Origin of the sequence: Schaalia odontolytica (assembly GCF_002847525.1) — a bacterium.
Taxonomy (GTDB): domain Bacteria; phylum Actinomycetota; class Actinomycetes; order Actinomycetales; family Actinomycetaceae; genus Pauljensenia; species Pauljensenia odontolytica_B.
This window is the reverse complement of record NZ_PKKM01000021.1, coordinates 1-9,540: the sequence shown is the minus strand read 5'-3', so window position 1 is coordinate 9,540 and position 9,540 is coordinate 1. Positions and strand designations below refer to the sequence as shown.

16 protein-coding genes are annotated in these 9,540 nt (G+C 55.6%); all 16 read left to right on the top strand.

Going from position 1 to position 9,540, the window contains the following annotated elements; all coding sequences use genetic code 11:
• The first annotated feature begins 10 nt into the window (after nucleotides 1-10).
• Nucleotides 11-574 (top strand): hypothetical protein, encoded by a 564-nt coding sequence (locus tag CYJ22_RS10350; RefSeq protein ID WP_243390509.1) that lies wholly within the window; start codon nucleotides 11-13, stop codon nucleotides 572-574.
• 314 nt (nucleotides 575-888) lie between these two features.
• Nucleotides 889-1,428: an Imm61 family immunity protein gene (locus CYJ22_RS09965; protein ID WP_101602503.1), complete on the top strand. Its 540-nt coding sequence runs from the start codon at nucleotides 889-891 to the stop codon at nucleotides 1,426-1,428.
• Nucleotides 1,429-1,472: 44 nt separating this feature from the next.
• The gene (locus CYJ22_RS09960; RefSeq protein ID WP_101602502.1) at nucleotides 1,473-1,937 is read left to right on the top strand and encodes a hypothetical protein; all 465 of its coding nucleotides are present in this window, start codon (nucleotides 1,473-1,475) and stop codon (nucleotides 1,935-1,937) included.
• 151 nt (nucleotides 1,938-2,088) lie between these two features.
• Nucleotides 2,089-2,361 carry an ADP-ribosyltransferase domain-containing protein gene (locus CYJ22_RS09955; RefSeq protein ID WP_101602501.1) on the top strand — a complete coding sequence of 91 codons (273 nt, stop codon included), beginning with the start codon at nucleotides 2,089-2,091 and terminating at the stop codon, nucleotides 2,359-2,361.
• 9 nt (nucleotides 2,362-2,370) lie between these two features.
• Nucleotides 2,371-3,234, top strand: a complete 864-nt coding sequence (locus CYJ22_RS09950) for a hypothetical protein (protein ID WP_101602500.1) — start codon at nucleotides 2,371-2,373, stop codon at nucleotides 3,232-3,234.
• A gap of 17 nt (nucleotides 3,235-3,251) precedes the next feature.
• Nucleotides 3,252-3,755 (top strand): hypothetical protein, encoded by a 504-nt coding sequence (locus CYJ22_RS09945; protein ID WP_101602499.1) that lies wholly within the window; start codon nucleotides 3,252-3,254, stop codon nucleotides 3,753-3,755.
• A 342-nt stretch (nucleotides 3,756-4,097) separates the two neighbouring features.
• Complete coding sequence (locus CYJ22_RS09940) at nucleotides 4,098-4,616, top strand: hypothetical protein (protein ID WP_007589832.1); 519 nt, start codon at nucleotides 4,098-4,100, stop codon at nucleotides 4,614-4,616.
• 21 nt (nucleotides 4,617-4,637) lie between these two features.
• Nucleotides 4,638-5,147, top strand: a complete 510-nt coding sequence (locus CYJ22_RS09935; protein ID WP_101602498.1) for a hypothetical protein — start codon at nucleotides 4,638-4,640, stop codon at nucleotides 5,145-5,147.
• A 63-nt stretch (nucleotides 5,148-5,210) separates the two neighbouring features.
• Nucleotides 5,211-5,732: a hypothetical protein gene (locus CYJ22_RS09930; RefSeq protein WP_101602497.1), complete on the top strand. Its 522-nt coding sequence runs from the start codon at nucleotides 5,211-5,213 to the stop codon at nucleotides 5,730-5,732.
• Between the two features lie 25 nt (nucleotides 5,733-5,757).
• Complete coding sequence (locus tag CYJ22_RS09925; protein ID WP_101602496.1) at nucleotides 5,758-6,219, top strand: hypothetical protein; 462 nt, start codon at nucleotides 5,758-5,760, stop codon at nucleotides 6,217-6,219.
• A 45-nt stretch (nucleotides 6,220-6,264) separates the two neighbouring features.
• Nucleotides 6,265-6,765, top strand: coding sequence for a hypothetical protein (locus CYJ22_RS09920; RefSeq protein ID WP_101602495.1), 501 nt, complete (start codon nucleotides 6,265-6,267; stop codon nucleotides 6,763-6,765).
• A gap of 55 nt (nucleotides 6,766-6,820) precedes the next feature.
• A complete protein-coding gene (locus tag CYJ22_RS10140; RefSeq protein ID WP_133124170.1) occupies nucleotides 6,821-7,342 on the top strand; it encodes a hypothetical protein in 522 nt (173 codons plus the stop codon).
• A 78-nt stretch (nucleotides 7,343-7,420) separates the two neighbouring features.
• Nucleotides 7,421-7,906 (top strand): hypothetical protein, encoded by a 486-nt coding sequence (locus tag CYJ22_RS09915; protein WP_101602494.1) that lies wholly within the window; start codon nucleotides 7,421-7,423, stop codon nucleotides 7,904-7,906.
• 67 nt (nucleotides 7,907-7,973) lie between these two features.
• Nucleotides 7,974-8,438 (top strand): hypothetical protein, encoded by a 465-nt coding sequence (locus tag CYJ22_RS09910; protein WP_101602493.1) that lies wholly within the window; start codon nucleotides 7,974-7,976, stop codon nucleotides 8,436-8,438.
• Between the two features lie 113 nt (nucleotides 8,439-8,551).
• Nucleotides 8,552-9,091: a hypothetical protein gene (locus CYJ22_RS09905; RefSeq protein WP_101602492.1), complete on the top strand. Its 540-nt coding sequence runs from the start codon at nucleotides 8,552-8,554 to the stop codon at nucleotides 9,089-9,091.
• A gap of 3 nt (nucleotides 9,092-9,094) precedes the next feature.
• Nucleotides 9,095-9,463, top strand: a complete 369-nt coding sequence (locus tag CYJ22_RS09900; RefSeq protein WP_243390507.1) for a hypothetical protein — start codon at nucleotides 9,095-9,097, stop codon at nucleotides 9,461-9,463.
• Nucleotides 9,464-9,540: the final 77 nt, after the last annotated feature.

Genomic DNA, 9,540 nt, shown 5'->3' with positions numbered 1-9,540 from the left:
CGCAACCCCCATCATCGGAAGACCTCGACCTCTACCCGGCCACGACACGCCCAACCCCGCATACCACCCCCACACCCTCAATTATGAAGAGCCGCTTTACGTTGTCAGCGAGGATCACGTGTGGTTTCGGAGCAACGATCTTAATGTCATGATCCACGCGTGGTACGAGGACGGTTTCTACTCGGGCGGGTCAAGCGAACGCCTCTCTCCCCCTGGCACCATCATGTGGGCGGATTCTCTTACCCCCGTGAAGCAGTGGCTGGTCATGTACAACTTTGATCTACTGCGATGGTGCCTCGACCTCCAACCATTGGGCATCAGGTTTCGGGAGCTCCTGATCGCGCCGAACTGGTCCCACAGGCCCGGGACTAATCAGTACTCCCTTGAGCTGTGCCACGACGATCAACCGACCAACATTTTTACTGGGAAATGGTCCAAGGAATCAACCAATCTATCCTGGTTCCTCAACCACTCGCCCGAACGGCTCGTCGAGATCGCACGCATCGAGGACAACGAGGAAGCCTGCCAATCTCTTTTTGGAACCACGCATATCCCCTACGGGGACGACGACTAAAGCAAGATTCGACACTGGGCTTAGGTTGGTGTTGTTGGCGCTTCGTGAAGCGGGGATGTCCGTCTGTAACAGTGAGGTATCTGTTATGGGAAATCGTCGGCGTTATACGGCTCTTCATAAGGCTTTGTCGGCGCAATCGGGGGGATCCAGCACACCCTCTCCACAGGCTCCGCTCCCTGCTACCGGGTCCATCCGCCGGCTAACGCTCGATCGTTTCCCCTTACCGTGACGAGGCCTCGACCCCCTCCCTGTAATCACTACGGCCGTAGAATCAAGACAGTCGATAGCGCACGCTGAGGAGGAGCAACCCTCACATGAACGAAGAACTCGCCGCATACATCACTCACCTATGCGAACTATCCGGGCACACGACCCGGATCGAGAAAGACCTGATTCTCGTCGAGCCGGGTGAAGACTTTATCTACGACGCATTCACCAGGCGGAAGGACTACTACGCCTACGGCCACGTCGATAGATACTTATACGGCGGGCCACGCTTCGGCTCCGCTTCCTTCGAGATCTTCAAGAAGTTCGCGATCATGCACTTCGCCGCCGACATTCGTGCAGCGCACCAGCTCCCACCCCTCAACCTCCCACCAGTGACCGACGCTCACCCCGGTTTTTCCATCGAATTCCACGAACCCACCTCGTACCTGCTGACAAGCAAAGCCTCCCCCATTCCCACGACATACACAATCTTCTCGCCCAATGCCTTGGTCTCTCTGTCGTACCTGATGGGCACATCAAGCGACGACCTGCTCTCCCTCGTCCTCGAACCGTCCGACGCCGAATACGCCGCGCTCTTCGACCGCTCCCACATCCACAACCACTGGCGCGAAACTCCAGAACAATAGCAACCATGTAAGCATCCTCTGATTGCAGCGGAAGGACCACCACCATGCTCGAGCAGCACAACGCCCTCATCGAACGCCTTTTACGCGACTCATTGACCAGAACAAGTGAATTTAACGAGGGTTGGACTTTTACGAATGATGGCACCCTCTATTTCTCCGTCTGGGAAGAGGATGAGAGCATATTCTTCTCATGGTCAGAGAGACAGCCATCGAAAGGTATCGTACTCGATACTGATTGCGATTCTGTCGCCGCCTACGTATTAACGACCCAGCTGGGAGCAAAGCGTGCAATGGCACTGCATTTCGACGTGCCGAGATTCCCTGAAAGGCTCGAACAACTTCACCCGTCATGGGTAGCCGACGAGACCCCATGGCCACTGACCTTGCTCTACCACCGCATTGAGGATCCAAGTATTCGCTTTTATTCGAACACTCCATCCCTTGCAGTATCCACCACTCACGCGATGCAATACGACCTCGAAGACCTCCTGAAGAAATACAAGGCCTAGGCCGATTTCCGGAGCACTCACGCCCCGGCCTCGTCCCCACAAACGGTGAGGCGGTGGGAGCTTCACGCTCCCACCGCCTCGTCGTAGGCACGACTCGCGGCCCCTGTACTGACTCAGCCACTCAACACGGAACCAACGACGCGACGAGGCAATCAGTACCGGTGTCTACCACGACCCTGCGTTCTTCTCAACTAGTACGAAGTCTGAAGTGGCAGAGATGTTCATGCAGAGGCTCGATCCCGAACCTGGGGAAACACGAGTCCTGTTTGAGATTGAAGAGGCGTCGGGTTCAAACATCCACCCGATGTCTATGTATGCCACACAAGATGAAATCCTTTTTAAGTCCGGAGTTGAGTTCGACGTTGTCGACCAAGATAAACTTTCTAACGGAAGTTACACCATCAAACTCAGGCAGAGAAAGTAGGATGCAGCTATGCCCGTCGCGGTGAATGGAAACGTTAACGGAGCACAGTTGTGGATTGCCGACCATCATTGGTGGGATTGCCCAATGATCTGGAAGCTCCCTAAGCGCCCTGAAGACGGCCAGCTCGACTGGGAGCGACTCTTCCCCCACCAACGCGACGTCATCCGTCGTTTTTCAGCCACGCTCCGCACGTTATCGGGTCTGCCTGAGGCGCTGCCACGGGTGCCCTACCAGCCTTTCGGGACCCCGAGCCCACAGGGCTGGGTGATGCCTATCAGTTCCGGTACGCGCAGTGAGCTTCGGCACGGCATACGCAACTCTGGAGGCTCTATTGTCTCCCATCACCCCATTCGCGGGACTGACACGTTCGCTCTCCTCGTGGATCTAGGCTGGGGCAATCCCTGGTTTGTGGTGCGTGCAGACGGACGTCCCTGGCACACCAATCCCTGGGCAAACAACACGCGAGTGGGGTCCATCTGGGTGCGAGTTCTTGCCTGGGAGCATAGCTCTCCTGACATTCCGCCATTCACCGAGATCGCCGTGCCGCCGCGGACCGTGCCTGGGCAGCTGCGCACGATCTACGTGGATCGATACCCCGACGATCCTGACCTGTACGGCTCACTCACACAGCTACCAACCCCGGCGGAAGAACGCATCGAGGTTCGAGATGTCCCCGTGTGGTGGAAAAAACCAGAATACCTCCTGCGCAAAAGCTTCCTTCAGCCTGACCCGCACAATCCGAACTCCTATCGGAACGCTCCTAACACTCTCGACGAGCGCAACGCTTATACGTGCATCGTCCAATACACAGGCCTGCTCCGCGATTGGACATCACCGTACGTCCTGCCCGACTACCTTGCACGCTTTGACTAGAAACCACAGGAGGAATCATGAACGAAGACAACATCAAAAGTCTCTTGACTCTTCTCGAGTCACTACCCCCGACCCCGTCGGTAACCTTCCGAGGATATGTCGACACTTCCATCACGGAGCCGCGTGCGATTGCTTCTCCCGTGCTCACGGCAACATCGCATAACATTTCGATTGCGACAAACAACCTGGCGGTTCCGCAGGTCGCTATTTTTATCGGCCAGAACGGACGAGACCTCAGCAGACTTATGATGGGTGCCCCCTCTTTCAATCTCGAAGAGGTCACCTACATGCCCGGATCCTACTTCTACGTGCATCCCGCTCAGGAGCTCCTCGGAGTGACCATCCAGATTTACGAGGAAATGCGTCTGACCGAAGGCGGAAAGAGCCTCGCCCCCACCCGCGTTCTCGACTCCTGGACTCCCATTCTCATTGAGTTTGAGCCCGCGCTGCGCGCTGCTCGCAGCCAGCGCGTCGACCTGCCCGAAGGCGCGTCAGAACGTTTCCTCATTCCCGTGGGCTAACGCCTCAACACGACAAGAGCCGGCGTTGTTGCCCCCACTAGCTAGCGGGGGCAACAACGCCATCATCGACTCAACCACCCGGCGATTGACCACACGGAACGTCAGCCAACACGGCTGCCCTGCTGGCCGCCAAGGCAACAGCCAGAGCACACTCAGCTCGCGACAGCTGAGTGACTCGCTCCGTCGTGTCACATGGCGAGCGCTCGCCGCACGCAACGGACACCGCGCATTCCCAACAGCACAGGCCTGAACACACCGGGTGTCAACGAATGACGCCTTCGAGGATAGGATAACGCGCTTATACTCGAGGTACAGGAGTGTCACCCACGGGAGGACGTCATCATGGATGTGCTCGAGCAGCTGATCGAACGGGCAAAGAGCGTCGGCGTCTCTGCCGACCTCATTGGAGATAACGACTGTGTCTTCGGATACGGGGCGTCAATGAGTCAGCACTTTTGGGTTGACGATGGGCAGTATTTCTTTGGCTCCGACGAAAGAGCGACCACACGCTACTCAAACATGTGGACGTCTTCTCCTGATATCGCGTCACTGGCCTTGATAGAGCTCGTTGGCTCCTTCTACCGAATGGCTGCAGGCTACAGACAGATCAACATGGAATACGGGTGGCGCTCCTTCCCCGTTGGTTGGACGATCCAACGAGTGACGGGAAGCTCTAGCATGCACGTGACTTCCGAACGCCTTCCTGAGCTGAGCTACACAACCAGCTCACTCGACCGATACCTGCATATCCCCTCCCTCACCGTCTATCCCGTCAAGACGGTGCTCGACATGTTTTTCGACCCCGAAGCACCCCCTCTCGGCACGCTCGATGAGGTTCACAATTTCTACGCTCGTTTCTAACCGGAGAGGTCTGGTATCAACATGTCGATAGAGATGCTGACTCCGCTGTTTACCCCAATGACTCAGGTATCGGCAGACGATTCACGACACGAAGTGCGATTGACGGTATCGGACGACGTGCAAGCAATTCTGCATACCGATCAACACCTCCTTGTCATCAACAAAACATATGACAGCGGTACGGTTTCCTACATGCTGCGCTGCGACAACCACAAGATATTGCTGGCACGCCTCGCCCTTGTCCTCGGCGAGGCAAACCCAGAGCTAAACGGCCTGCCACCCACTGCCGTGAAAACGCTCAGCCGCCTCCAGTCCGATTGGACTGTGAGGCGCTCGGCCCTCGATTCGCCGTGGTTTGATATCACGTGCAATCACGATGAGAGCCTCACGTACTCCACAACGTATCCCCCGCACGATGCCGTCTTGTCCCGGCTCTTCAATGTCGACACCACAACGCTGATCGACGCCCTCATCAACGAAGGAAGGAACGGGCCACTATTGGCTGCTTTGAGGAACACCGACGACCTGTAGGGCACCCGACGCATCATCCAATATAAAGCTCTGATCGACAGAAGAGAGTAGAGAGCGTCTCATATGGATACAACGATCAGCGACGACGAGTTCATTAAGACAGTCGTTTCTTCCGCAAAAAGAGAAGTACATGAACTGGCCGAAGAACACATCATCTTCCCTGGACCGGATCCTCAGGTCCTTATTCACATCTGGCACGAGAACGGCTGTTATTTCAGCGGAATAAGCGAACGATCATATAATCCGCGAGGAGCAGTTCGCGCCAACGATTTAACCACAAGTAAGCAGTGGCTCGTGATGGAATTGTTTGATTTCCTTCGACTGACCTGGCACCTGGAGGACATTGGAATCGCATTCAGATGGCTCTCCCCCGCCCCAAACTGGTCACAAGATCCCGAGACAGGAGAACTTCTCTACAAGGGGTCACCCACAGGCATCATTGCGAACATCTCCACACGTGCCGCCGCGAATCTTCCCTGGTTCCTCAACCACTCGCCCGAACGACTCCTCGAGATCGCCCACATCGAAAGCACCACAGAAGTCCGCCAGGCCCTGTTCGGCATGCCACGCATCCCCTTCGCATAGACCCACGGATAGACAGGAGTAACACATGCTGTGGGAACAGTTTCGGAGCCACGCACGAGCGCTCCTCGGCCAGCACTTTCCCCCTGAACTCCTAGAAGACAACGGTGACAGCATCGTTTTCACCAGCAGGCGTGACTACACAAGCTACGTTCTCACCGAGGATGAGAGGGGAATCGTCATTGCCTTCGAGGGCGAACGAAACACCGTGGTCCCGTTCTGCATAACCAAATCTCACGAACTCGCCACCACGTGTCTCACTCTGCTCGCACGCGACGGGATAGCCACGCTCACGGACATGTCGTACACGCCTCGGGATCTCTTGGGCCCCGTCCCGCGCACGGCATTCACCATTTCGAAGAAGTCCCCACCGTTCTTCGAACTCACCTCGACTATCGATCCCGCAGTATCCGCGAAATGCCGATCATTCCGATGCGCTCGAGCTATCGCCGAGGCCTCGACCCCCTCCCTGGGTTCACCGCGGCCGTAGAATCAAGGCAGTCGGAAGTGCGCACCCAGGAGGAGCAACCATCACATGAACGAAGAACTCGCTGCATACATCACTCGCCTGTGCGAACTCTCCGGGCACACAACGTGGATCAAGAAAGACTTAATCCTGGTCGAGCCGGGTGAAGACTTTATCTACGACGCTTTCACCATGGTCAAGGAGTACTACGCCTACGGCGAGGTCGATAAATACTCATTCGGCGGGGCACGCTTCAGCTCGGTCTCCTTCGAGATCTTCAAGAAGTTCGCGATCATGCACTTCGCCGCCGACATTCGCACAGCACACCAGCTCCCACCCCTCACCCTCCCGCCAGTGACCGACGTTCACCCCAGCTTTTCCATCGAATTCCTAGAGCCGATTAGCTACTTCCTGACAAGCAAAGCCTCCCCCATTCCCAAAACATACACAAACCTCTCGCCAGCTGCGCTGCTCCCGCTGTCATATCTGATGAGCACACCAAGCGAGGACCTGCTCTCCCTCGTCCTCGAACCGTCCGGAGCCGGATACGCCGCGCTCTTTCAGTGTTGACCCACATGTTGTTTCACCGTGTCCAACCGCTTATGCCCGAAGGATGGAGCGCCCGATGCTAGAACAGTTGCATTCCCTGACCCAGAGGATCTCGCACGCAGACTTGAGCGTACAAAACATCGGAAATTGTGATTACGTACTTGACGCGCCTTACACGCGGTACTACCGATTCCGATTCGCTGATGGATTCTACGAAGTAGGTTCATATGAGCGACACGCTCCCGATAGCTTCAGTTTTCAGACGCGCAACGAAGCTATTGCCCTCCATCAATTCACACGAATCATTGGAGGATTGTACCGAAGCGCCCAGAGTTACAAACAGCTGGCCACACCGCCCGGATGGGCTGCCCTTCAGCCGGGGTGGGCTGTTGAGCGGCCGGACAAAGCATTGAGCTCTTTCGACGTTACAGAAGATAATGATCCGTCAATGCACTTTTCTACCTCTGAACCAGAATCCCACATTATTTTGACGTATTTCACGTCTTTTCCTCTCGATTCACTGATCGATATTTTCCTCGATCCATCTGGCGGCGAGCTGGGCACCGATCATAGACATATCCACGCTCTCTCGTTCTAGTGGCCACCTATCACAGACGAGCATCAGCTCAACCATCAGCAAACTGACTCCAACAACCACACGACGAAAGAACAAAGCATGGATCCCGCAGCGATTATCACAACGCTAACGAATTCTGCAGCACTCCGTGCTGACATTACTTCAGACACCTACCACATCACCTGCGAGACCGACACAGCTACATCCATTCATATTGATCTGAGCTCGCAAAGCGTCACCAGTACTGATGACGACAAGAAAACCACGGTGAGCACACCGAGTGCCGCCGTCTTTTGTTTCGCCATCGTTTTTCGTTTAGCGCCCTTGTGGCGCCAGGCAGAAGGACTGAAGACGATCCGTGGAATGCACACCTTCAGTAATCTTGAAACTGAATGGATATTGTGCCGAGAAACACCGGAACACCCCCGCTTCCTCTTCCGGCACGTCAACGATCCATCGCTCGTTTTCTCGACGACAAACCCAAACATGGACGCTGTCATTACAAAAGCGAGCTCACTAGATCTCAGCGCTCTCCTCACCGCCTACACGCAGCCCGAACCATCGCACGTCTACGCACTGATGTGAGCACACGGCCGAAGCGCATAGACCCCTCAACGAAGTCCCACACGACGCCCCCGGAAGGACCGCCACCATGCTCGAACGGTACACCGATCTCATCGAACGCCTTGTGCGCGACTCTTTGACCAGGACACGGGAGTTCAACCAGGCGTTGTCTTTCACGAATGACGGCACCCTCTATTTCACTGTCTGGGACGAGGACGGAACCACGTTCTTCTCACGGTCGGAAAGAGAACCATCGACTAGTGCTGATCTTCAAACTGATTGCGATTCCGTCGCTGCCTACGTATTAACAACGCAGCTGGGAGCGAAGCGCGCCATGGCACTGCATTTTGACCTGCCGAGATTCCCCAGAAAGATCGATCAACTCCACCCGTCATGGGTAGCCGAAAAGACCCCATGGCCACCCACCTTGCTCTACCATCGCATCGACGATCCAAGCGTCCGCTTTTATTCCAACACTCCATCCATTGCCGTTCCCACCACCCACGCGATGCAAGACGACCTCGAAGACCTCCTCAAGAAATACATGGCCTAGGCCAACAGTCGGAGCGCTTCGGAGTTCTCTCCCTCCAGTGCACACGCATTGTCGGACCAGCCAGCCTCAAGTCCTCGACAAACGACTCAGGAAAGCATGAGACACGACAGACTATGACAACGATCAGCGACGACAAGTTCATTGAAGCAGTCGTTTCGGCCGCACACAGGAAAGTAATTGAACTGTCCGAAGAACACATTTTTTTCAATGGGCCAGATCCTCAAGTCATGATTCATATCTGGCACAAGAACGGCTGTTATTTCAGCGGAACAAGCGAGCGAAATTACAGGCCCGGAGGTGAAATTCGCGCTAACGATCTGACCACAGTTAAACAATGGCTCGTGATGGAATTGTTCGACCATCTTCGCCTTAGCCTGCACCTGGAGGATATTGGCATTGCATTCAGATGGCTCTCTCCTGCCCCACACTGGTCACAAGATCTCGAGACAGGGGAACTCCTCTACGAGGGGTCGTCCACGGGCATCATCGCGGACATATCTACACGTGCTGCCCTAAATCTGCCCTGGTTCATGAAGCACTCACCCGAGCGCCTCTTCGAGATCGCCCACATTGAAAGCACCAAGGAAGCCTGCCAGGCCCTCTTCGGCATGCCACGCATCCCCTTCGCTAAGCCCACGGACAGACAGGAGTAACACATGCTGTGGGAACAGTTTCGTAGCCACGCACTAGCGCTCCTTGGCGAGCACTTTCCCCCGAATCTCGTCAAAGATAACGGTGACAGTCTCACCTTCGTTGATAGACGAGAACGTCTACGTTATTTTCTCACCGAGAGCGCACAAGGAATTACGATCGGTGACTACGAAGAACGCAATACCGTCGGTATTATCTTCACGAGCCCTTCCATTGAGTTGGCGACCATAGCACTGACGCTCCTCGTACGCGAGGGGCTCGGCGAGCTCGTCGATATGGACTATCCTCCGGACGAGCTTCTAGGCCCCGTGCCAGGCACCGACTACAGCATCACAGAAGACAGATCCAGAGGATTTCAGGCTCTTCATAATTGAGGGTGTGGGGGTGGTATGCGGGGTTGGGCGTGTCGTGGCCGGGTAGAGGTCGAGGTCTTCCGATGATGGGGGTTGCG